We start from the raw sequence: 21,464 nt of genomic DNA on the forward strand, positions 1-21,464 counted from the left end.
GAAGGATGATTTACGCTACTTACGACAAAGACCCCGGACCTGTCCTTGCTGTTATTAAATGCAGTAAGGATCAGCTGAAATACCAAGAGGCGAAGTTAATACACTGTGCGCTAGACGTGAGCGATGAGACTCATTATGTGGAAAGTGGACTACTTGCTAAGAAAGCCCAATACAAAGTAGAGGCCGAAACCAAAGAGTTTGATGTAGTTTTGAGGGGTGTTCCTGCTGGAACTATTGTCGAAAGCGAGGGGGTTTCAGCAGAAGTCACTGATAATGAAGATGTCACTATTAAATACGATCTCCCCGGAATACAGCGGGTGTCGTTAAGGGGTAACTACCGGTACGTAGACAAAGATCTGGAGGTGACCGTTGGCGACTCTTGACGCAAGAACTTATAAAAAACGCTCAGACGCAGAGGCCCATTATTTGGGCCTTTGTGATTCCTGGGCGTCAGAAAAGCGCCGCATCGACCCTGCGCAGGAGGCAATTTATCAGCGCAAGGCGCAGGAGGCGGCCGCTGGTGGTGGCCCGCTGCTTAATGCAGAAGCAGAAGCGCTGTGTATCGACAAAGCCGCTCTATGCGATCAGGTAAAAGCCGCTGAGGCTGCAACACAGCAGGTTTGGCAGGATATTGAAATCAAACGCGTAAAAGCTAAAGCGGATATTCGCAAAGCTACTACAGCCGCGCAGATGCACGCTATCCACAAAATATTGAGGACAGAATAATGGCTGCACCAACAAGCTACGCTCAGACGGAAGAGTGGTTAACGGAAATTAACCGCAAAGCCCAAGACATCATTAACGTATTGAAGGGCGGTATTGACGTGGGCCAAAGCGGCACACTCGGCAACCTCGCGCTTATTAATGCATTATCAGATGCCCCCATCGGAAATCTTGCAACGCTACAGCAACGCCTGCAGGTTCAAAATGTTGCAGGGCGGGCGACTGTAGGAAGCGGCCCAAGGATTATGATGGAGGGCGCGCATGGTATTGGGGGGTATGCGCTCAGCATACAGGATGCGACGGGCGTGAATGACATAGCCACAGGAGTTGTAAGCTTCATACCCAGCTATGCATCGTTCGCAGGGGCGTTTGTAACGGCCAGTTGGGCGAATAGCCAGGGCTGGGAAGCGGGAATAGTTACGTCGGGCGGTGGGCGAGCGAGGGGGTCGTGGCGCTTCAGGGATTGGAATGGATCTACAACTGCGTGGCAACCGTGGCGTATGTCGTGGGACACAGTTAACACGACTGTGGACTCAAACGGTTTTATTAAATCCGCATCACCGATTTTGCGGCTAAGCAACCATTCAGCCGATGCAGTTAACGAAGACCTGAACTTTGAAGAGGCAGGCGCGGGTGCGGTAAATGGTGAGGCCCAGGGCGTCACAGCTACGCGCGATGACGTAGGCGTTTACACCATTAGCGGGTCGCTTGGCTTTGCTACGAGTGGCTGGACGATTGAAGTCCCGCAGTGCATCAATGGAAATCGGATGGTTTTCGTTGAGACTGAGCAATCTGATGATGGCACGATTACAGTGCGGACGTTCAAGCCCGGCACTGACGAGCCGATGGATATACCAGACGGACGTTGGATTGACCTGCGTTTAAGCATGCCGGAGCCGCCCAGCGACGAATACCCCGAAGATGAGCCCGCGCCCGAGCTAACACCGGAGCAACAAGAGCAGCGGCGCCTGGAGCAGCTAGAACGCTGGCGTAATAGCGCGACGATAACGCCACGCCAGGCACGTCTGGTGCTGTCGCGCCATGGGCTACTGTCGGGTGTCGCCGCCGCAATTGCAGGCATCGAGGATGATCAAGAACGCGAGATTGTCGAAATCGAATGGGAATACGCGAACAGCATTGAGCGATCATCAGAGTGGGTGAATACCCTTTACGCCGCGCTAGGGCTGTCGCAAGAGGATGTTGATAGCCTGTTTCTAGAAGCTGCACAGATCTAAGCGCCCACCCAGCACCACCAACTCCGCGTAAGCGGTTTTTTTGTGCCTGAATTTCACGTGCGTTTAAGCATAGTGCTATATCGAATAGTCGAAATTCGCGTCATTTGCTCATAGCAGTTAAAGTGTGAGTGTCGGTGGCAGGAAAGCTGCTGGAGAAACGGAAGTCGCGCTCAGGATGAGCGGCACAAACCAAGGAAGGCACAAATATATAAAACGCCCCATAGATGGGGCGTTTTTTTGTTTAAAAAAAGTAAGCCTGTTTTTTACTCTTTTTTACTAGATGTATTAATTGTTTTTAATTATTAAGCTTTTGGTTATGTAGAAAGATCATTTTATGACTAGGGTACAAGAGCGTTTACCTCCCCCGTAGGCGCAACCACTCCCTAGAAGTGCTTGGCCATCTCCGGATGGCCTTTTTAGCTTAAAGCCACTGGCAGCTCATCCCAGCAGGTAGTGTACCTCGGGGTGCGGTGCTGGCATCTCAGTTCCCAAGCGTTCTGCTTACGGTGCATTCCCAACCTGACTGTGCCTCTCCCGTGCTCTCTGTTGAGCTTATCAAGTGTGGCCATTAGCTTTTCATTGCGCTCGCGCTTCTCATCGCTTAGCGGCTCTCCCAGTAACCCAAGCTGTTCATTATCGTGGTCACATAGATCCATCAGCATAACGCCACACTTCTGATACATGATTCCGGTTTTGAATATTTGCTCTAGGCCAGCGGAAGCGGCACGTACTAAGTCGCGGCTGTCACAAGTAGCATAGGGCAGAGGGACGACGACGCTTTTGCTATAGCTCGGAAGATCTTGCCTAAACCGGTTTGTACGAACAAACACCATGATGGCCTGAGCAAGCCCCTGCTGTTTGCGCAGCTTCTCGCCTGCTCGGGCAGCGTGTACGCGTACCGCTTCCTGCAGATCGGTTTTGTTCTGTGTGAGCCGCCCAAATGATCGACTGACCATGATCTGCTTCTTGGGCTGAGTCATATCATCAAGTGGGATACAGTCAACGCCGCGCAGCTCGTAAACAATCCGCTCCATGACGACGCTGAAATGCTTGCGCAAGTGCTTTGGCGATGCCTCACGCAGCTGCCAAGCATTCTCTATGCCGAGTGTGCGTAGCCTCACAGCACTACGCCCAGCTACGCCCCATATCTCGCTGACGGGCAGCCGTTCAAGGAAGCGTCGGGTGTCGTCGCTATCTGGATGCATAATAGCGACACCATCAAACTGTGGTTCTTTTTTGGCTCTGTGGTTAGCGATCTTGGCGAGTGTTTTGGAAGTGCTAAGGCCAACGCTAACCGGTATTCCCGTATCGCGCTTAACCTGGCGGCGCATTGCCTGGCAGCGATCAGTCAGCGTTTCAGTCTCGAACCCTTCAAAGCTTAGAAACGATTCGTCGATCGAATATACGTCGACGTGGGGTGTGTGCTGACTGAGCACGTCAGTAACGCGGCGGCTCATATCGCCGTAGAGCGCGTAATTGCTCGATAGCAAAATGCACTGGCGGCGAATATGCGGGTCGATCTGATGTGCAGGCATACCCATTGCCACACCTAAGTCTTTGATCTCCTGGGAACGTGCGACGACACAACCATCATTGTTAGACATTACCCCGACAGGGCGTCCTTCAAGCCGCGGTTGAAAGACGCGTTCGCATGAGACATAAAAATTATTGCAGTCGACCAGAGCAATCATACGGCGAACCCAGGCGCCAATGAGTGAATGTTGTGGGTAACGACGCCCCATACCTCACAGTCACGTCCAGTGAGCGGGATGGGCTTAAAATTGGGGTTAGAAGCGAATAGGTAAGGCCGGTTACCCATTTTACCGTATTTCTTGCAGGTCAGTTCGCCGTCGACGCTCATGATTACGATGTGCCCAGGCTTCGGCTCCACGGAGCGATTGACGATCAGAAGGTCGCCGTCATAGATACCTACACCTTCCATAGATGTGCCTTTAGCCCGTAAAAAATAGGTGGCACTCGGCTGCTGAATGAGATGGCTGACTAAATCCAGCTCTCCTTCCAGATAATCGTCAGCCGGAGAAGGGAACCCCGTGCGCACAAAGCCACCTACGAGCGGGATACGAAGTGCTGGCGCTGTCGTATCAACACGGCCTAACAAAGTGAGGTGCATGCTCATGACATCGACTCCAGCGGGTTCCATCTGACACGTACATGCTCGGCAGTATCATCAATCGTGATGAGCGTAACGTTTTCGACAGTGCCAAGCTCGCTCAGCATGCGTGCCCAGGCGTCCGCGCTGTCTTCTGGCTGGCGTTGGATCTCAGCGCAATTTTCAGACTGCGCTCGCGGGCTACCGATTTTACGTTGCACCCGTTGGATTAGCTGTTGATACGATTTTTCTGACATAAGCGCCTCCCTATAAGCTGGTTAGATATACAGTATTATGGGCGGAGTATAGTCAGATGTAGCTAGATAAATCTAGGGCGTGGTCGCACACTGCATGTAAACAATGTGCTTTGTGTGAGCATGGTAAAGCGGTAAGGGTCTGATTTATCGTAAAAGACTTGCGCAGAGAGGCGGCTGAACATTATCGAAGTTGATTAAACCCCGCCTGGTCAGCGACAGATCGACTGGCAAGGCACGCCATTATTATTGCCATCCAAGCGACCATTCCCGCACTGAAGAAGATGGAACATTGCTTCTTCACATGAACTCATCTGACCGCAGTTCTTGCGCTCGTCACAGCTGAACTCAGTCATCGGCTCTGAAAAGATGCTTTCAGTAAGCTGCTCGGGCCCTGGCGGCAGCTCTTCATCGCTGACATACGGGTTGCCATTGCCTTGAATAGCGGCGATGCGGCGGTTACGTTCAAGCTCCCATTCATCCACTGGATCCATGCGATTCCAAGCTTCAAAGAGTTGCTGTTGCTGCCTGCTGATCTGGATGCCATATGTATCCCGCATGTACCAGTAGATACGGGCAATGTCGCCTACCCGGTGTGGCGGAGGCTGAAAGCTGCGTTCTTGAAACGATACGGCTACTTGGCAAGCTCCGTATTCGTGCACGGGATCATTCACCATAGCGAACCGCATATTGGACCTATCGCCATTCACTTCGCCGATGGCCGGCACCAGATTGTGCAAGTCGGCCTCAGCCATCCGAAAGACTGGATCGTTTCGACGGCAGTTATCCCGACCGCCCTCCTGCCAGCATTGAAGCTGCCGGCCGAAGTCATAGGCCGGCATTACGTGCTCCCATTCTATTCTGTTCGCCCTCGCCGGCTGCTTGCGTATCTCGTAGCCGCAGCTCTCAAGGTCTGGCCCACTCTCAAAATCAAACGTACAGCCACAGTAAAACGATTCATTTTTATCGTAGTAGATCTGCTGTTCAGCTATTCGTTTGGCGGCAGCAAAAGAGGGAGGAGGAGAAGCATCCACAGCGAAGCTTACCGAGAGCAGCAAGCACGCCGCAGCATTGAAAAACATCTTTATCATCAACTAAAAACTTCCCTGTCTCTTGTCGATATTTTAGAGCGCATTAACCGCGCAGGCTGCGGCTATAAACCGAGAAGCCACTCTTTATCCTCATCGCTCGCTACGTAATAAGAAAAGCCAGTGGCCATATCTTGAAAGTGCCCGGCCGAATCGAGGCTTAACGCATCGCCGGTGGAAAGATAGAACTGTGGCGTAAGAGAGTCTTCAACGACCACGTAATCGTCATTTCCCGCCGAATCTTTCACAGCTATTGATCGTGACATGACCAGCCTCCTGGCATTAGCATTTTCTATCTATACAGGATCCAGCTTACGAGCCGCTTCATTTATATAACTTGTCAGCAATCTTCCCAAGCCCATGTTGATCGACATCGACAACAGCGTCGATCATGGCAAGGTAAGCATACATTGCCACATCAGCAGAACTCGCGCGATCACCATATTCTTCTAATAGCTGATTTACAGCTGCTACCCCTGCGGACATTTGTGCGTGCGTTACGTCATTAGGGACAAGCTTCCAGCCAGGCTTGCGGTCATACTCCAGATCATTCATCACCCTCTCCTCTCAATCTCATCGGCTATGGCTAGCATAGCGTGTAAGACTGCGTGGTCATAAGCGGCAAAATGGTTAGACTTTAGTCTATTGTTTGCAGGTCTAGCACGGATAGTATAACGGCGGGCGTTCCCCTCGTTATATTTTCAGGGGATTTTCTGGCGGGAAACAAAAAAGGGAACCAGCTAAATAGCTGATTCCCTAATGTTTTGGCGGAGGGACAGGGATTCGAACCCTGGGTAGGTTATTCACCTACGCCGGTTTTCAAGACCGGTGCATTCAACCGCTCTGCCATCCCTCCGGCTTATGGGTGCGTATATTACCAACATCTCTTTGGAAGTCAACACCTTCTAGCTAAATTAGTATAACCGTAAGCCTACACGGGTGATCGTGCCTTTCTCCATTTCACTGACGACCCAGTGGATACCGTGCCAATCCACATCATCACCCACTACCGGGTGACCGCCTACGCGAAGCGCTACAAACTCGGCAAGGGTCATGTCCTGCTCACCTGCGCTTAGCGTTAAACCATATGCCTGGGCCACGTCTTTCATCTGTGCGCCGCCTTCGAGCGTAAACGTACCAAAGAAGGCCCGCTCCTGTTTGAGCTTGGCATCTCCATTGAACAGACGGTTCAGCGCATACAAATCTTCTGTACGGCCAATGACGCAAATCACATCGCCCATCTTTAAACGAGTACTGCCCTTAGGATGGAGCATGGCATGGTTACGAAACAGAGCTGAAATCAGCGCGCCGGATGGAAAACGAAGCAGGCGAATGGGTACGTCTTCCAGATCACGGTTTTCAACCACGTACACAAACATCTCAAAATCGTTATCCGGAAGGATACCCAGCGGTCCCCGGCGATTGGGCGTTGTACCGACAGGCACTTCAACCTTTAACCAGCGGGCCATCAACGTCAGCGAACCGCCCTGAATCAATAGCGACATCAGCACAACGGCAAAAGCCACGTTGAAATAGAGCGAAGCATTCTCGACGCCCCCGATAACCGGGAAAATGGCCAACACAATTGGCACCGCCCCTCTCAAGCCTACCCAGGCAATAAAGAAGGTTTCTCGCCAGCGGAATTTGAAAAATGGTTTGATGGTAACCAGTACGGCAAGCGGACGGGCAACAAAAATAAGCGCCAGCGCAACTAATGCCGATGGCAGCGCCACTTCCCAAAGCTGGCTGGGCGTTACCAAGAGCCCCAGCACCAGGAACAGACCAATCTGGCTTAGCCATGCCAAGCCATCGTGAACAGGAAGAATAAAGTTCAGGTGACGGCCTGGCTGGTTACCGATCATTACTCCGGTCAGGTAAATAGCCAGAAAACCGCTGCCGCCCAGCACGCTGGTCAACCCAAAGACACTAAAGCCCAGTGCAAGCGCCAGCATGGCGTAAAGGCCAGGGGCCAGATCAAGCCAGCGCAACAGCTTGGCACTTAGCCAGCCACCGCCAACCCCTACCAGTACGCCGATGCCAAACTGCGAAATAAAGAACGCCAGGGTTTCTAACGGCCCACCGATATCGCCAACCAGAAACTCCACGAGCATCAAGGTAAGAAAGATAGCCATCGGGTCGTTGGTGCCTGACTCGATCTCAAGCGTCGCGCCTACCCGCTCATTGAGATTGACACCCCGGCCGCTCAGCATGGAGAAAACGGCGGCAGCATCTGTAGAGCCCACGATTGCCCCTACCAACAGCCCCTGCACCAGAGTTAAGTTGAATATCCACATGGCAATCAAGCCAACGATCGCGCTGGTAATAAACACCCCGAGCGTTGCCAGCGAAAGCGCTGGCTTGAAACCTACTCGAAAGGTTTTGAGACGCGTGCGCAACCCGCCATCAAGCAAAATCATGGCAAGGGCTAGATGGCCTATGGTGAAAGCCATCGAATAATCGTCAAACACCACGCCCAACACGCCTTCTTCACCGGCAAGCATTCCCAACCCCAGGAAGATAAGCAGCAGTGGAACACCCATGAGTGAGGAAAGGCGGCTCGCTAATATGCTAAGCGCCATTAGGGAACCGCCTACTAAAAAGAAGGTATAGATCGCGTCCATGTCTCTCCATCTCTACATCAATGCCGCACTATTATTACACGCCACCGGTGAATTTACTGCGCTAACTCTAAAGGCTTGCTTGCCAAAGGGCTGGTCATGGGCCAATTGACACAGCTAAACTCCGCCGTCTCGATATCAGGAGTTAATCATTATGTTGCGTTGCCTTTCGCTTGTTGGGCAGTTACGTTTTCTCATATCCATATGCTGTATATTTTTTTTATATTCATCGGCTTACGCCGAAGAAGCCGTGTCGTCCTCAGTTGAAACTCCGCTGTCGCTTGAAAGTGACGTGGTGCTTCCTGAAACGTTTTGGCCAACTACTGACAATGAAGAGGCTGATGAAGTGCCTTCGGCCGCCCTTGTATTACCGCCGCCGCTTGAGCCACCGCCGTTAAAACACGTCTCCTTGATGCTGGATTGGTATTTAAGCCCTCAGCATACGGCGTTAATCGTGGCTGAAGAACGCGGCCTGTTTACCGCTCAAGGGCTTGAGGTGGAGCTGCAAACGCCGGCCGACCCTTCGGTTGCAATTAAACTCTTAGCCGCAGGGGAAGTGGATCTAGCCTTGACACGTCAGCCGTTGCTTCATCTGTTCGCCCATGAAGGCGTGCCCGTAACGCGCATCGCCACTCTGGTTGAAACGCCGCTAACCGCTGTTATCGTGAAAGGCGAAGCGCAGACTGAAAACGCCGCGCACTTGGCAGGCCTGCACTACGGTTACTCCACCCGTGAAGGGGTTGACCTGTTAGTGCCTGAGCTGGTACCGCGCTCCGTCAGGCAGACCGACGGTTTTCTTGTGCCACAAAGCGTTCATTTCAACGCGGCTAGCGCCATGGATGAGGGAAGCATTGATGCCGTTGCCGATGGCTTTTACCATTTTCTTCCCCAGCAGTTATCAGCGCTTGGTATTACGACACATACAGTACGCTATAGCGATTTAGGCGTGCCGCGCCATGATGGGTTAGTGGTTGTCGCCAACAGCAATTCCTTGGCAAAGCATGCCGATACGTGGACGCGCTTTCTAAACGCGATAGAAGAAGCCAACGACTGGATAGTGGAAAACCCTGAGGCAACCTGGCAGTTGGTAATCGATACCCACCCCATACTGGATAATCCAACCAATGCAACAGCCTGGCCGGACATATTACGCCGCATGGCGCTTAGGCCAGCAGCGCTGGACTCCAGGCGTTATGCAAGCTTTGAAACTTATCTACTCCAAGAGGGCCTAATTGACGAAGTATTACCGGTATCACGCTTGGCCGTTGATCCTTTTGCGCTTTGATTTTATCCCCTTAAGTTTCACCCTTGACCTTGGAGTGTCATGACCGCCCCGCTCATCTTTATTGACTTGGAAACAACGGGTACCCGCGCCACACGGGACCGCATTACCGAGATTGCGGCGCTAAAAATTATCGATGGTCAGCCGGTTGATGCCTGGTCCAGCTTGATCAACCCAGGTATTCGCGTGCCTGTCAATATCAGCCAGCTGACCGGCATTGATGACGATATGCTGGCTGATGCCCCTCACTTTGAAGACATCGCCGAGTCGCTGCGTGAATGGCTTGGCGATGGCCATACGTTGGTCGCTCATAATGCACGTTTTGATTACAGCTTCCTGCGTAATGCTTTCAAGCGCGAGGGCCATGATTACCGGGCTCCTATTATCTGTACGCTGCGCTTATCACGTCGATTGGCCCCGCAAGAGCCGCAGCATAATTTAAAAGCGCTCCTTGCACGCCATGCTATCGAAAGAACCCGCGCCCATCGTGCAGAGGATGATGTTAAGGCGTTATGGGCGTTATGGAAAACGTGGCAGGTTCGTTACAGCGACGAGGTCTGGAGCAGCGCGCTGGCGGAGGAATTGCGTTATCGTACATTGCCTGCCCACCTGGATAGCCGTCAGCTGAAGGATTTACCCGAATCGCCCGGCGTCTATTTTTTTTATGGGTATAACCGACTGCCGCTGTATGTCGGTAAAAGCGTCAATTTACGCCGCCGGGTGCTTAGCCATTTTCAGCGCGATTACCAGGATAATAAGGCGATGCGGCTAGCCCAGCAGATTCATCATATCGAATGGGAAGAAACAGCAGGCGATCTGGGCGCCCAACTGCGTGAAGCCCAGCTGGTCAAAACGCTAATGCCGATCATGAACCGCCAGTTACGCAAGCAACGCAAACTCACCACCTGGCACTGGCCGAGCCACGCGGACCAGCCGGCTCTGATCAGTGGGGATGTGCTTACCAAGCCTTATGATGGGGCTCTATACGGGCTTTTCCGAAGCGCCAAGGATGCCAAAGACGCGCTGCGTACTATCGCCGAAGAGCACAAGCTCTGCCCACAGGTATTAGGGCTTACCAAAGGTAAAGGGCGTTGCTTCGCCAGTCAGCTGGGAAAATGTGTGGGTGCTTGTCAGGGTAAGGAAACCCTCCCTGGCCACACTCAACGTGCTCAGGAAGCGCTAGCCCAGCTGCAGATCAAGGCGTGGCCGTGGCCGGGGCGAATTATCATCCAGGAAGGCCCAACGGCGAGTGGGAAACGTGCCTGGCATGTGGTCGATCACTGGTGCTATTTGGGCAGCGCCGAAACGCTTAAAAAAGCTCAACGTCTTACCCAGGCCAGTCTTCCGGCGTTTGATGTGGACAGCTACCGTATCCTGAACCGCTTTCTACGTACGCCGGAGCAGCATGGCCTTAGTGTGAAAGCACTAGAGCGCTGAACAAAACGCCCTTAACTATCGTAATGCTGGATAAAAGCATCGACAGCCTGCTGAAACGCTTCAGGCTGTTCAGCATGCAACCAGTGGCCCGCTTGTTTGAGCGTTACGATACGCGCCTTGGGTAGAATGTCGCGTAAAGTGGGCAGCATATCATCCGTCACATAGTGAGATTCCGACCCGCGAAGAACCAGCGTGGGGCCTTCAAACGGCGTATCCCCCGCGGGCAGACCAATAATATCGCTATAGCCGCGCTGTATCTCATCCAATCCCACTCGAAGCCCTAATACGTTATCGTCGGTACGCACTAGGTTAGTGGCCAAAAACAGTCGCGTTGCACGTGAATCCACATGCTCAGCCAACAGATCATCGGCTTCGCGGCGATTTTTAGGCTGCCCTTCCCTCGCCCGTTCAAGCGCTGCAAAGACGTCATCATGCCCATGTTGATAGACCACCGGGGCAATATCACCTACCAGCAGTGAAACCACCCGTTCAGGTGCCAGTCTTGCAAGGCTAATGGCTACCTTTCCGCCCATGGAGTGCCCCAGCACATGCGCCTGGGTAATGGAAAGCTTATCCATCAGGGCCAGCACATCCTGGCTCATGGTGGCGTAGCGCATGTCTTCGCTATGCGGCGAGCGGCCATGGTTACGTAAATCAACGGCAATAACCCGCCTTGAGCGCTGCCAGACCTTCAAGTGGGAACGCCAGTTGTCTGCGCTCCCCATCAGGCCATGGATCACCACTAGCGGCGTGGCGTCCTTATCTGCCTCACTGGCCATATCCAGAAAGTGCAGGTCTACGGTGGCAGCGTCAGTCATGTCAATTCCCTAGGCGGTTTAAACCAAACGATTCAATTAGCATGTCGTGGCGTTAAGCAGTGCGCGGCGCAAGATCGGCGTGACCGGTCCAGACCATCAGACGGCGGGTCAACCAAGCCAGCAGCAAACCATACAAAGGTAGAAAGAACAGCAGGCTAATGGCGAGCTTTATTGCATAATCAACCGCGGCAATCTCCATCCAGTGAGCCGCCATAAACGGATCGGGGCTATTGTAAAAGGCGGTTGCGAAGAACGCATAGGTGTCAGCCAGGTTGCCCAGTACGGTTGAGCACACCGGTGCTACCCACCAGGCGAGCCGGCGCAGCCGATCAAAAACCTGCACATCCAACAGCTGGCCGATGACATAGGCCAGAAAGCTTGCCAACGCAATACGCGCCACAAACAGATTCCACTCACCCAGTGCCTCTATCCCCGCAAAGCTGCCCCGGGGAAATACAACGGATACCACGTAAGAGACAATCAAGGCGGGCAGCATGACGCGCAGGATAATTGCTCGTGCAGGCCCTTTACCGAAAAGACGGACCGTCAGGTCGGTTGCCAGAAAGATAAACGGAAAACTGAACGCCCCCCAGGTGGTATGAAACCCGAGTAGCGTAAACGGTAGCTGAACAAGGTAGTTACTGGCGGCAATAATGCCGATATGAAACGCCACCATCAACATCAGGCAGCGGCGGTACTGAGAATCGCTTAATGCAAACATGCAGGAAGACCTTTTTTACAAGCCAAGAGGGGTTAGGGAACCCTCGTAAGAAAGCGCGTAGCGCTGTTGGCCGCGCATTATACGCTTTCTTAACCGCAATTGAAGCCGCCTGACGACTTACTGCATTAAGGGCTCAACCAAGCGGCGTGGCTTTATCGGCTGACCCGACGTCACGTTCGCACATGGCGGTATGTACATCGTTGAGACTAGTAGGGTCATCAATAGTGGAAGGAATACCAAACGCCTTTCCATCCGCTATATTACGCAGCAGTTTGCGCAGTATTTTGCCTGAGCGGGTCTTGGGCAAACGATTAACCACCAGTACCTGCTTAAAGCAGGCAATCGGGCCGATAGTGTCACGCACACGGGCGATAAGCTCGTTTTCGAGGGTCACTTCGTCGCCATCGAACCCATCTTTCGGAATTACCAGGCCAATGGGAACCTGCCCTTTGAGCATATCGTGTATACCGATAACCGCGCATTCGGCAACGGCTGGGTGAGCGCCCACCACTTCTTCCATCTCGCCGGTCGATAGACGGTGGCCTGCTACATTGATCACATCATCAGTGCGCCCCATGATAAACAGGTAGTTCGTTTCGTCGAAATAACCGCCATCCCCGGTGAGATAGTAGCCCGGAAATGCCGCCATGTAGGCACTATGAAAGCGTTGTGGATCACGCCAGATGCCGGTTAAACAGCCTGGTGGCATAGGCTGCTTGATAACCACGCTACCCTGTTCCATGGGGGCGGCTTGCTCACCGTCACGGCCAAGGACCTGCATGTTAAACCCAGGTACCGGAACCGTAGCGGACCCTGCTTTGATAGGCATGACTTCCAGGCCCGGCTGGTTAGCGGCAATTGGCCAGCCGGTTTCAGTCTGCCACCAGTGGTCGATAACCGGTACGTCGAGCAAACCATCGAGCCAATGGAAAGTTGGCGGATCAAGCCGCTCACCGGCCACATACAGGTATCTCAAACTACTGATATCGTACTTGGCTAACAATTCTGCAGCGGGATCGGCTTTCTTGATGGCACGAAACGCCGTCGGGGCGGTGAAGAAACTTCTCACCTTGTACTCTTCAATCAGGCGCCAGAAACTTCCCGCATCCGGCGTATTGACGGGTTTTCCCTCATACATGACGCTCGTGCAACCGTGCAGTAGCGGCGCATAAACAATGTAGGAGTGGCCCACGACCCAGCCAACATCTGATGCTGTAAAAAACACCTCGCCGGGCGCCATGGCGTAAATAGCTTCCATGGAGTAGGCAAGCGCCACAGCGTAACCACCCGTATCCCGCACCACCCCCTTGGGTTTGCCTGTAGTGCCTGACGTGTACAAGATATACAGCGGGTCCGTACTTTTAACGGGCACGCACTCAGCAAACGGGGCGTTAGCAATTACCTCATCCCAATTGTAATCACGCTCCCCAAGCGTTGCCGGATGAATACTGCGCTGATAAATCACGCAGGCCTGGGGCTGGTGAGTGCTTAATGCCAGTGCCTGATCCACAATCGGCTTATAAGGAATAATATTTTCAAGCTCAATGCCACAGGAGGCCGCCACCACCACTTTAGGTTCAGCATCATCAATTCTCATCGCGAGTTCATGAGGTGCAAAACCACCGAATACCACGGAGTGAACGGCCCCCAACCGCGCACAGGCGTACATAGCCACCAGCGCCTCTGGAATCATGGGCATATAAATCACCACACGATCCCCCTTCTCGACCCCCAATTCGGCAAGCGCACCAGCAAAATAGGCTACTTGATCACGCAGTTGGCGATAGGTTAGCGTACGCTTGGCATTGGTAACCGGTGAGTCCCAGTAAATCGCCGGCTGCTCAGCTCTTCCCTGTTCAATATGATAATCCAGCGCGGCGTAGCAGATGTTGATTTCACCATCGCTAAACCAGCGCGCATGCTGTTGGTCATCATAAGTGAGAATTTGGGTAGGCGGTGTATACCAGGGCAAGCGCTTGGCCTGCTCGGCCCAGAAGAGTTCGGGATACTCATCTGCTTGGCGGAAAGCTTCTTGATAGCGGCTCATGGCGACCCTTTATTTATTGTTAGGTGCGACAACGCGTATGGTTGACACTCTATAAAGGATACGCCGAGCTGGCTCTCATACTATTGTCTAAAATATGCCAAGAGGGCTGGAAAGTGTCTAAAAACGCCTCTATCACGCCTTATTATTAACAAAAACTGTTCACTATCATTGATTAATCGTTAAACAAATACTTGGACAAAATTCGCTAAATTACTGATTATTGATTTAATAATCTTAATGCCATGACGATGCTCTAATAATTTATAACAAACGATGCCTAAAAATGTTGCAATAACAACTACCTGTACAGTGTAGGCTAGGAGATTATCATGTCTGCGTCCTCAAACGCTGCTGCACGCCTGCTTGAAAATAACGGCCAAGCCCTGGAAGCCGGGACTAACCTCTTAAAAGCGCTGGCCAATGAAAAGCGCCTTCAAATATTGTGCTTGCTAGCCGAAAAGGAGCTATCCGTTACACAAATCAATCAGCAGCTGTCATTGAGCCAGTCAGCCCTCTCTCAACATTTAGCTATTTTACGGCGTGATGAGCTGGTCAATACGAGACGTGAGTCACAAACCATCTACTATTCACTAAACAGCGAAAGTGCCAAAGCGATTTTAAACACCTTGGCACATCACTTCACGGCATAAGCAGATGATCGATAGGCAGGACTTAGCGCCGCTGCCAGCCCGAAGCGTCAAGCATGCCCAAGACTTTCAGGGCAGCGTTTTCAATACCTGCTGAAACCGCCATCCCAAACCGACGGCTAATGGTTTTGGGTGGCTCAAGCTTAACGCTATACACATTGGCATCTGCCATACGCTCAACCAGATAGGCCTCGCTGGTACCCAAACTATCGATCAACCGGTTGGAGAGCGCTTCACTGCCGTACCATATTTCGCCGGTAGCCAGCGGTTCGATATCCATCTCGGGACGATGTTCACTGACATACTCCTTGAACAGATGATGGGTGTTCTCCAAGTCTTCCAGAAACTTCGCTCGGCCCTCTTCGGTATTTTCTCCCAACACGGTGAGGGTGCGCTTGTACTTGCCCGCGGTAAGCAGCTCAACATCAATATCATGCCGCTTGAGCAACCGATGGACGTTAGGCACCTGCGCCACCACCCCGATAGAGCCAATCACCGCAAACGGGGCAGCCTTAATATGCTGAGCCGTACACGCCATCATATAACCGCCACTAGCCGCTACCTTATCGATACAAACCGTGGTGGTAAGCCCGGCTTTCTGGAGACGGTCAAGCTGCGCGGAAGCCAGTCCGTAAGCATGTACCAGCCCTCCTGCTGACTCCAGGCGTACCACTACTTCATCTGCGGGTTCGGCAACATCGATAATTGCTGACACCTCCTGACCAAAACGCTCGGTTTGAGAAGCCTTCAGGTCACCCTGAAAGTCCAACACCCACACTCTTTGTTTTAATGAGACACCGTCTGAATGCTTGGCAGCCTTCTGTCGTTTCTTATCTTCGTTGCGAAATACTTTGACCAGCTTTTTTCGGGCGCCTGGATCAGTGGCGGCCAAGCGCAGGCGGCGCTTTCGGGAAAGGCGCTGCTCATTTAATGGTTCTATATGCAGCTTTAGATCACTGTCGTGCGTTCCTTTACTGCGTAGGACAAGAAGCACTCCAAGCCCTAACAGCACCATGACAATGGCGGTTTGCACCAGGAACGCCCCCATTTCAGCCATCCATTCACTCACGTACACTCTCCTATGGCGGAATTAACCACTTACGATTGATACTGGGTAACACCGCTTGATTAAAACAATTGTTTAAAATACTCTCATTCACATTAGCAGGTTAGTACGCCTTATTTATACGTGCTTTTTATAGCCAATGGAGATCCAGTTATGTCAAATAATACACTCGAAAAGCTGCAGGCTCGTTTTAACCCAGATGCCGCTAAAGGCATGAATGACGTATTCCAGTTTCACTTTTCCGATGCGGGCGATTATTACCTAGTCATCAATGACGGCACCCTTAATGTTCAGGAAGGTGAGCATGATGACCCCTCCGTTAGCCTGAGCATGAGCACCGACACGTTAAAGGGCATCATGAGCGGTGAAATTAACGGCATGACAGCCTTTATGACCGGGAAACTCAAGGCCACTGGCAATGTCATGCTGGCCACCAAGCTCACCAGTCTATTTCCCAACTAATTTATCTTATAGCCACTTCACCTTGTTGATGGAAGCTGGCGCTCTTTAACGCCAGCGTGCCAAATGCGTTTCAATCAATTCGCGTGAAATAGAGTACGGCGGCGGCAGTGACGGCAGCTGCCGCGGTGAAAACCATGCCGCATCACTAATTTCCACCCCATCAATTCGAATGCGCTTGGTCGTGGCTTCGGCAAAAAACCCAAACATCAATGAGTGCGGAAACGGCCATGCCTGACTCTGGTGATAACGTAGCTGATCGATATGCACGCCCACCTCTTCAAATACTTCCCGGTGCACGGCCTCCTCTGCAGATTCGCCAGGCTCAATAAAGCCCGCCAGCGTCGAGTAACGCCCTGGCGGAAAACGCGGACTGCGCGCCAGCAGCATGGCTTCACCACTGGTCACCAGCGTGATAATACACGGCGAAATCCGGGGGTAATTACGATGCCCACAGGCATGACAATGCATGGCAAACTCGGCCTCAAGCTTTGTAGCTTGCGACCCACAGCGGCCACAGAAGCGATGATTTTCAAGCCATGCGCTTACCTGTAATGCGGTAGACAAAAGACTAAACCAATTGGCGGGAAGCTCCGCCATCCACTGGCGTCCGTCAATCCACTCTTCGTTTGGCTCTTTCTCGACCAACAACGCTACCGGTTCGTCATTCCAATAGCACAGTGGTTGCATATGCTCAGACCAGGGCTGATAGGGCTGCAGCGGCGTTAACGGATGGTCACCGTTTAGCGGTGCTGGCGCCAGCCGGCTACGCGAGACAATAATGACCCGCCCTTCACGCACATGATGAGGTATTTCACGCCTAAGCATCGTGACTGTATTCCTCGAACCAAGTGAGTTTATGGGCCTGGCATTTCGCCTGATGAGCGGCGCGCTCTTCAGCGGTGGGCCGAATAACGCGCAGTTGGCCCGGTGTGAGCGTAAGCCGCTGTACCGAAAGCCCTTCATTGGAAGGGTTGGCCTGTTGCTCTTCAGAAGGCGCTTCCGCGTTAAGCGTCAATGCCGTCTGACCACCGGTCATGGCCAAATAGACATCGGCCAGAATTTCCGAGTCCAGCAAGGCGCCGTGAAGTACCCGGTGGCCGTTATCAATATCGTAGCGCTTGCACAACGCATCCAGGCTGTTGCGCTGGCCAGGGTGCAGTTCCCGCGCCATGGTCAGGGTATCAAGAACGCGACAGTGCTCGCGCACCGGCCCTAAGGGCGAACCGCCACGTGCTTGATTAAGTAGGCCTAGCTCGTGATCAATAAACCCCACGTCGAATGGCGCGTTATGGATAACCAGTTCAGCACCTTCAATAAAAGCCCAGAACTCATCAGCAATCTGGGCAAAGACCGGCTCGTTGGCGACTTTTTCGTTATCGATACCATGGATCGCCACGACTTCGGCATCAATATGCCGCTCAGGATTGATATATTGGTGGTAGGTGCGTCCGGTAAAACGGCGGTTGATCATTTCGACCGCGCCGATCTCCACGATGCGATGGCCATCTTTGGGATCAATACCGGTCGTTTCGGTATCCATTATGACTTGGCGCATCACGCTCTCCTTTTCTGGTGTTCGTCGATGGCTTCATTGGCGAGCGCATCGGCACGCTCGTTGCCGGGATGTCCACTGTGCCCTTTTACCCAGTGCCACTCCACTCGATGACGGTGAGTCTCTTCGTGCAGCGCCTTCCAAAGCTCAGCATTTTTGACAGGCTGCTTGGCAGCCGTTTTCCAACCACGTTTAACCCAATTGTGAATCCACTGGGTAATTCCCTGGCGCACATATTGGGAATCCGTCCATAAGGCTATCTCGCAGGGCTTATTGAGCGTGCGTAGGGCCATAATCGCGGCCATCAATTCCATGCGATTATTGGTGGTATCCGCTTCATAACCCTTCAAGGTTTTCTCATGCTGGCCGCTGGAAAGTACGGCTCCCCACCCGCCTGGGCCAGGGTTTCCGCGGCATGCACCATCGGTATAAACCGTCACCTGCGGCAGGCGCTCGGCATCTTGATTACTCAATCTTTTCTATCCTTTATCAACTGACGATGGCTTAATTTCTTGCTGGGCGTGAACCTGCGCAGGGTTGCCGCTGCGAGTCGCCCCGAGCGACGAAGAGGGAACCGGGTTTTGCAGCGAAAACCTGACGCGTTTTACATAAGCATTCTGCTGGCGACGCTGCGCCTGAATCATGTAGCTTTCGCCCCATGGCAAATTGTGCCGACGGCCAAGCGCTTCCCAACCTTCTTTATAGGAAGCTTTTATCAAGCCTCTGAAGCAGCAATAGTCTACGCGCTCGACCTCAAAGTCGACAAACGCCAGCCAATCGCGCAAACGGCTAGGCTTGTGCCACTGTCCGTTCCAGGGAAATTCCGAACGGTGTTTGCGCCATTGCCGCGTAAGTCCTTTGGGCCCTAGGGGGTTAAAACCGAAGAGTACCAACATGCCGTTATCGGCGGTCACCCGGGCGGCTTCCTGCAAGGTATGGTGGGCATCGTTCAAATGCTCTAACCAGTGGTGAATAATGACCACGTCCATGCAGCGGTCGGGTAATGCCAGATGGTCTGAGGGACACACTAATGTTGATGGACTGGTTGCCAGGCTTAACGATGGCGCCCAGCGAATCGGGTGAGCAATAGCGGACATGGTCATTAGCGCCGGCCCCATTCCTATTTCAAGGCTGTGCCGCCCCGCTCGGCTATCAACCACCGGCCCTAAGCAGGCACGCTGCACCTCCCAGAGCGCACGACCGGCGTCTGTTTTCCAGTAAGCCTGGCTATTTAGCAAACGCATGGCAGTTGTAGTTGCCGTTGTCGAATTTGACATGAACAGCGCTTCCCTCCAAAGTAACGGCTTTTAACGCCCGATCTGCGTTTTTTCAACGTACTTAACAGCAGTTTTGTAACCCTAAAAGGATCTCGCCCATGATGAGCGTGACACCGATTCCCGCCCTTAGCGACAACTATATTTGGCTACTAAGACAAGATACCAGTCAAAGTGTTTGCGTGGTGGACCCCGGTGAAGCCGATCCGGTGATCGAACTTTTAGAACGTGAATCGCTGACGCTGGATACCATTTTAATTACCCATCACCATCAGGATCATACAGGGGGAGTGGCCAAGCTGATCAAGCGCTATTCGCCTCGCGTGATTGGCCCGACAAACCCGAGCATCGAAGGTGTTGATCAAACTGTGGGCGACGGTGATGAAATCCGCATCATGGGCCGGGTATTCAAAGTCATGGCAACGCCTGGTCATACGCTGGACCATATCAGTTTTTATACCCCTGGGATTCCAGGCCTGCTGTTTTGTGGAGACACGCTGTTCTGCGCTGGCTGTGGCCGACTATTTGAAGGCACGCCGGAGCAAATGCACGCATCGTTGACTAGGTTTACGGAACTCTCTGAAGATACACTGGTCTTTGCAGCTCATGAGTACACACAAGCTAACCTTGTTTTTGCCCAAGCGGCTGACCCTGAGAATGACGATGTGAAATACGCCTTAAAGGAATGTGAAAAGGCCAGGGCCCTTAATCGCCCTACCTTACCCAGCACGATAGGACGCGAGCTGAAAATTAACCCCTACCTGCGCGTGGGCACACAAAGTGTTCGTAAAGCGGCAGGTACCCAGGGCGCTAATGATAACGACCTCGCGACGTTCACCACTCTGCGTGAGTGGAAGAACCGATTTTAAGAACGCTATCGAAACCAAACGAATGACACTATGACCTATCGAACGATTCGCCAGCGCTTGATGCTAAGCGCTGGCAGTACGCTAATTATGAGCCTGTTAATGGCCGCTGCAGCAAACTCACAAGCTTCAACCCCCGCGTATAATACTTCCTATACGCCCACAGCATCCGACGCCGCCGTTGCACCCGTATCAGTACAGCCCTCCTCGTTTCACAGCCATTTTTGGGAAGCTTTAACGCTGGAACCGCAGGATGCCTGGACAAAGCTACGCGACAGCTTTCAATGGCAGGATTTAACCCTGCCCGCCGACGCCCAAGCCCGGGTTGACGAATGGATCGAGTACTACCGTTCAAGCCCACAAAATATTGCCACCATTACCGAACGCGCCACCCCCTGGCTTGCCTGGATCACTCAGCAGGTTAGTGAACGCGGCCTCCCCGGCGAAATAGCGTTAATTCCTTTCGTAGAAAGCTCTTTTGATCCCAGTGCCCGCAGCCACCGCGGGGCCGCCGGGCTTTGGCAGTTTATGCCGGGTACGGGTGATGCGTTAGGGCTGGTGCGTAACGGTAACTACGATGGGCGATTGGACGTTATCACCTCCACCGCGGCCGCGCTGGACTACCTGGAAATGCAGGCCGATGAGTGGTATCACGGCGATATCATACTCTCACTAGCCGCTTATAATGCCGGTGCCGGTACCGTCAATCGCGCACAGCGTAATGCCCAAGGCCAGGGGCTGGCAGGCGATTACTGGGATCTGTCACTGCCGCATGAAACCATGCAGTACATCCCAAAACTTAAAGCAATCGCCACTATCATCAACGACCCAGAACAATTCAAAGTGGCCTTACCAGACATCAATCTGAATCCCGCGTTCGCCAAGGTCCAGCTTGAACAACCGTTAAGCATTGCTCAGGCTTCACAACTTTTAGACGTTAGCCAAGCGGCGCTAGCCGAGCTAAACCCTGGACTGCTTAACGGCAGTATCGACCCACGCAGCGCGCAAACGCTGCTAGTGCCGGAAGAAGTCGATACACAGGTATTAGCTCAGCTTTCGCAAACCACCTCAACCGATCTTGCCGCTACCCAGTCTTCGGCGATTCATCGCGTTGAACGTGGAGATAACCTGTCAGCGATTGCCAGTCGCTATAATGTTACTCAAAATGATTTAATACGTTGGAATGCACTCGACCGCCCTGAATCATTACAACCAGGCCAGCTTCTGACCCTTTCAGGGCATTAAATTGAAAGGCTCTGTTCAT

Annotated in this window: 24 protein-coding genes and 1 tRNA gene; 9 read left to right on the forward strand and 16 right to left on the reverse strand. The window is 52.7% G+C overall.

What is annotated here, in order from left to right; all coding sequences use genetic code 11:
- Positions 1-5 precede the first annotated feature (5 nt).
- Genes ELY25_RS09405 through ELY25_RS09415 form a run of 3 tightly spaced genes read left to right on the forward strand, consistent with a single transcriptional unit; the run spans position 6 to position 1,958 of the window.
- A complete protein-coding gene (locus tag ELY25_RS09405) occupies positions 6-383 on the forward strand; it encodes a hypothetical protein (protein ID WP_126951025.1) in 378 nt (125 codons plus the stop codon).
- Positions 370-726 (forward strand): hypothetical protein, encoded by a 357-nt coding sequence (locus ELY25_RS09410; protein WP_126951026.1) that lies wholly within the window; start codon positions 370-372, stop codon positions 724-726. The genes ELY25_RS09405 and ELY25_RS09410 overlap by 14 nt, the downstream gene beginning before the upstream one ends.
- On the forward strand, positions 726-1,958 hold the full coding sequence (locus ELY25_RS09415; RefSeq protein ID WP_126951027.1) for a phage tail fiber protein: 1,233 nt from the start codon (positions 726-728) through the stop codon (positions 1,956-1,958). The genes ELY25_RS09410 and ELY25_RS09415 overlap by 1 nt, the downstream gene beginning before the upstream one ends.
- A 416-nt stretch (positions 1,959-2,374) precedes the next feature.
- On the opposite strand, the gene ELY25_RS09420 is transcribed toward ELY25_RS09415, so the two are convergent.
- From ELY25_RS09420 to ELY25_RS09460, 8 genes are all read right to left on the reverse strand, one after another.
- Positions 2,375-3,700, reverse strand: a complete 1,326-nt coding sequence (locus tag ELY25_RS09420; RefSeq protein ID WP_335808189.1) for a Y-family DNA polymerase — start codon at positions 3,698-3,700, stop codon at positions 2,375-2,377.
- Positions 3,646-4,095: a LexA family protein gene (locus tag ELY25_RS09425; protein WP_185859289.1), complete on the reverse strand. Its 450-nt coding sequence runs from the start codon at positions 4,093-4,095 to the stop codon at positions 3,646-3,648. The genes ELY25_RS09420 and ELY25_RS09425 overlap by 55 nt, the downstream gene beginning before the upstream one ends.
- A complete protein-coding gene (locus ELY25_RS09430; protein WP_126951029.1) occupies positions 4,092-4,325 on the reverse strand; it encodes a DUF1654 domain-containing protein in 234 nt (77 codons plus the stop codon). The genes ELY25_RS09425 and ELY25_RS09430 overlap by 4 nt, the downstream gene beginning before the upstream one ends.
- A gap of 209 nt (positions 4,326-4,534) precedes the next feature.
- Positions 4,535-5,404: an endonuclease gene (locus ELY25_RS09440; RefSeq protein ID WP_221885498.1), complete on the reverse strand. Its 870-nt coding sequence runs from the start codon at positions 5,402-5,404 to the stop codon at positions 4,535-4,537.
- Between the two features lie 71 nt (positions 5,405-5,475).
- Positions 5,476-5,676, reverse strand: coding sequence for a hypothetical protein (locus ELY25_RS09445; RefSeq protein WP_126951031.1), 201 nt, complete (start codon positions 5,674-5,676; stop codon positions 5,476-5,478).
- Between the two features lie 58 nt (positions 5,677-5,734).
- Positions 5,735-5,965: a hypothetical protein gene (locus ELY25_RS09450; RefSeq protein WP_126951032.1), complete on the reverse strand. Its 231-nt coding sequence runs from the start codon at positions 5,963-5,965 to the stop codon at positions 5,735-5,737.
- 210 nt (positions 5,966-6,175) lie between these two features.
- Positions 6,176-6,266, reverse strand: a tRNA-Ser gene (locus ELY25_RS09455).
- 58 nt (positions 6,267-6,324) lie between these two features.
- Entirely contained in the window at positions 6,325-8,031 is a 1,707-nt protein-coding gene (locus ELY25_RS09460) for a potassium/proton antiporter (RefSeq protein ID WP_126951033.1), read from the reverse strand.
- Positions 8,032-8,278: 247 nt separating this feature from the next.
- On the opposite strand from ELY25_RS09460, the gene ELY25_RS09465 reads away from it, so the two are divergent.
- Positions 8,279-9,313, forward strand: coding sequence for an ABC transporter substrate-binding protein (locus tag ELY25_RS09465; RefSeq protein ID WP_236995690.1), 1,035 nt, complete (start codon positions 8,279-8,281; stop codon positions 9,311-9,313).
- A gap of 39 nt (positions 9,314-9,352) precedes the next feature.
- The gene (locus ELY25_RS09470; RefSeq protein ID WP_126951035.1) at positions 9,353-10,747 is read left to right on the forward strand and encodes a 3'-5' exonuclease family protein; all 1,395 of its coding nucleotides are present in this window, start codon (positions 9,353-9,355) and stop codon (positions 10,745-10,747) included.
- An 11-nt stretch (positions 10,748-10,758) separates the two neighbouring features.
- Here ELY25_RS09470 and ELY25_RS09475 read toward each other — a convergent pair whose 3' ends face one another.
- The 3 genes from ELY25_RS09475 to ELY25_RS09485 form a co-directional block, all read right to left on the reverse strand.
- Entirely contained in the window at positions 10,759-11,565 is an 807-nt protein-coding gene (locus ELY25_RS09475) for an alpha/beta fold hydrolase (protein WP_126951036.1), read from the reverse strand.
- Between the two features lie 52 nt (positions 11,566-11,617).
- Positions 11,618-12,286, reverse strand: coding sequence for a 7-cyano-7-deazaguanine/7-aminomethyl-7-deazaguanine transporter (locus ELY25_RS09480; RefSeq protein ID WP_126951037.1), 669 nt, complete (start codon positions 12,284-12,286; stop codon positions 11,618-11,620).
- A 133-nt stretch (positions 12,287-12,419) separates the two neighbouring features.
- Positions 12,420-14,333, reverse strand: a complete 1,914-nt coding sequence (locus ELY25_RS09485) for a propionyl-CoA synthetase (protein WP_126951038.1) — start codon at positions 14,331-14,333, stop codon at positions 12,420-12,422.
- A 329-nt stretch (positions 14,334-14,662) separates the two neighbouring features.
- On the opposite strand from ELY25_RS09485, the gene ELY25_RS09490 reads away from it, so the two are divergent.
- On the forward strand, positions 14,663-14,983 hold the full coding sequence (locus ELY25_RS09490) for an ArsR/SmtB family transcription factor (protein WP_126951039.1): 321 nt from the start codon (positions 14,663-14,665) through the stop codon (positions 14,981-14,983).
- 22 nt (positions 14,984-15,005) lie between these two features.
- On the opposite strand, the gene sohB is transcribed toward ELY25_RS09490, so the two are convergent.
- Positions 15,006-16,049, reverse strand: coding sequence for a protease SohB (gene sohB, locus ELY25_RS09495; protein ID WP_126951040.1), 1,044 nt, complete (start codon positions 16,047-16,049; stop codon positions 15,006-15,008).
- Positions 16,050-16,199: 150 nt separating this feature from the next.
- Here sohB and ELY25_RS09500 point away from each other — a divergent pair, with 150 nt between their 5' ends.
- On the forward strand, positions 16,200-16,508 hold the full coding sequence (locus tag ELY25_RS09500; RefSeq protein ID WP_126951041.1) for an SCP2 sterol-binding domain-containing protein: 309 nt from the start codon (positions 16,200-16,202) through the stop codon (positions 16,506-16,508).
- Positions 16,509-16,553: 45 nt separating this feature from the next.
- Here ELY25_RS09500 and nudC read toward each other — a convergent pair whose 3' ends face one another.
- Genes nudC through ELY25_RS09520 form a run of 4 tightly spaced genes read right to left on the reverse strand, consistent with a single transcriptional unit; the run spans position 16,554 to position 19,337 of the window.
- The gene (gene nudC / locus ELY25_RS09505) at positions 16,554-17,333 is read right to left on the reverse strand and encodes an NAD(+) diphosphatase (RefSeq protein WP_126951042.1); all 780 of its coding nucleotides are present in this window, start codon (positions 17,331-17,333) and stop codon (positions 16,554-16,556) included.
- Positions 17,326-18,063 carry a DNA polymerase III subunit epsilon gene (dnaQ, locus tag ELY25_RS09510; RefSeq protein ID WP_126951043.1) on the reverse strand — a complete coding sequence of 246 codons (738 nt, stop codon included), beginning with the start codon at positions 18,061-18,063 and terminating at the stop codon, positions 17,326-17,328. The genes nudC and dnaQ overlap by 8 nt, the downstream gene beginning before the upstream one ends.
- Complete coding sequence (gene rnhA, locus ELY25_RS09515) at positions 18,063-18,533, reverse strand: ribonuclease HI (protein WP_126951044.1); 471 nt, start codon at positions 18,531-18,533, stop codon at positions 18,063-18,065. Before rnhA ends, dnaQ begins: the two co-directional genes overlap by 1 nt.
- 6 nt (positions 18,534-18,539) lie before the next feature.
- Positions 18,540-19,337, reverse strand: coding sequence for a methyltransferase domain-containing protein (locus ELY25_RS09520; protein WP_126951045.1), 798 nt, complete (start codon positions 19,335-19,337; stop codon positions 18,540-18,542).
- 98 nt (positions 19,338-19,435) lie between these two features.
- Between ELY25_RS09520 and gloB the strand changes: the two genes are divergently transcribed.
- Together gloB and ELY25_RS09530 are read left to right on the forward strand one after the other, a co-directional pair.
- Entirely contained in the window at positions 19,436-20,203 is a 768-nt protein-coding gene (gene gloB, locus ELY25_RS09525) for a hydroxyacylglutathione hydrolase (protein ID WP_126951046.1), read from the forward strand.
- 30 nt (positions 20,204-20,233) lie between these two features.
- Positions 20,234-21,445 (forward strand): transglycosylase SLT domain-containing protein, encoded by a 1,212-nt coding sequence (locus ELY25_RS09530; RefSeq protein WP_126951047.1) that lies wholly within the window; start codon positions 20,234-20,236, stop codon positions 21,443-21,445.
- Positions 21,446-21,464: the final 19 nt, after the last annotated feature.

Origin of the sequence: Vreelandella populi (assembly GCF_003989825.1) — a bacterium.
GTDB lineage: Bacteria > Pseudomonadota > Gammaproteobacteria > Pseudomonadales > Halomonadaceae > Vreelandella > Vreelandella populi.

Excerpts from the sequence above, each read along its gene's own strand:
- ELY25_RS09405 (WP_126951025.1), top strand. The coding sequence starts at position 6 with ATGATTTACGCTACTTACGACAAAGACCCCGGACCTGTCCTTGCTGTT.
- ELY25_RS09415 (WP_126951027.1), top strand. The coding sequence starts at position 726 with ATGGCTGCACCAACAAGCTACGCTCAGACGGAAGAGTGGTTAACGGAA.
- ELY25_RS09420 (WP_335808189.1), bottom strand. The coding sequence starts at position 3,700 with ATGGGGCGTCGTTACCCACAACATTCACTCATTGGCGCCTGGGTTCGC.
- ELY25_RS09425 (WP_185859289.1), bottom strand. The coding sequence starts at position 4,095 with ATGAGCATGCACCTCACTTTGTTAGGCCGTGTTGATACGACAGCGCCA.
- ELY25_RS09430 (WP_126951029.1), bottom strand. The coding sequence starts at position 4,325 with ATGTCAGAAAAATCGTATCAACAGCTAATCCAACGGGTGCAACGTAAA.
- ELY25_RS09440 (WP_221885498.1), bottom strand. The coding sequence starts at position 5,404 with ATGTTTTTCAATGCTGCGGCGTGCTTGCTGCTCTCGGTAAGCTTCGCT.
- ELY25_RS09445 (WP_126951031.1), bottom strand. The coding sequence starts at position 5,676 with ATGTCACGATCAATAGCTGTGAAAGATTCGGCGGGAAATGACGATTAC.
- ELY25_RS09450 (WP_126951032.1), bottom strand. The coding sequence starts at position 5,965 with ATGAATGATCTGGAGTATGACCGCAAGCCTGGCTGGAAGCTTGTCCCT.
- ELY25_RS09460 (WP_126951033.1), bottom strand. The coding sequence starts at position 8,031 with ATGGACGCGATCTATACCTTCTTTTTAGTAGGCGGTTCCCTAATGGCG.
- ELY25_RS09470 (WP_126951035.1), top strand. The coding sequence starts at position 9,353 with ATGACCGCCCCGCTCATCTTTATTGACTTGGAAACAACGGGTACCCGC.
- ELY25_RS09475 (WP_126951036.1), bottom strand. The coding sequence starts at position 11,565 with ATGACTGACGCTGCCACCGTAGACCTGCACTTTCTGGATATGGCCAGT.
- ELY25_RS09480 (WP_126951037.1), bottom strand. The coding sequence starts at position 12,286 with ATGTTTGCATTAAGCGATTCTCAGTACCGCCGCTGCCTGATGTTGATG.
- ELY25_RS09485 (WP_126951038.1), bottom strand. The coding sequence starts at position 14,333 with ATGAGCCGCTATCAAGAAGCTTTCCGCCAAGCAGATGAGTATCCCGAA.
- ELY25_RS09490 (WP_126951039.1), top strand. The coding sequence starts at position 14,663 with ATGTCTGCGTCCTCAAACGCTGCTGCACGCCTGCTTGAAAATAACGGC.
- ELY25_RS09500 (WP_126951041.1), top strand. The coding sequence starts at position 16,200 with ATGTCAAATAATACACTCGAAAAGCTGCAGGCTCGTTTTAACCCAGAT.
- nudC (WP_126951042.1), bottom strand. The coding sequence starts at position 17,333 with ATGCTTAGGCGTGAAATACCTCATCATGTGCGTGAAGGGCGGGTCATT.
- dnaQ (WP_126951043.1), bottom strand. The coding sequence starts at position 18,063 with ATGCGCCAAGTCATAATGGATACCGAAACGACCGGTATTGATCCCAAA.
- ELY25_RS09520 (WP_126951045.1), bottom strand. The coding sequence starts at position 19,337 with ATGTCAAATTCGACAACGGCAACTACAACTGCCATGCGTTTGCTAAAT.
- gloB (WP_126951046.1), top strand. The coding sequence starts at position 19,436 with ATGATGAGCGTGACACCGATTCCCGCCCTTAGCGACAACTATATTTGG.
- ELY25_RS09530 (WP_126951047.1), top strand. The coding sequence starts at position 20,234 with ATGACCTATCGAACGATTCGCCAGCGCTTGATGCTAAGCGCTGGCAGT.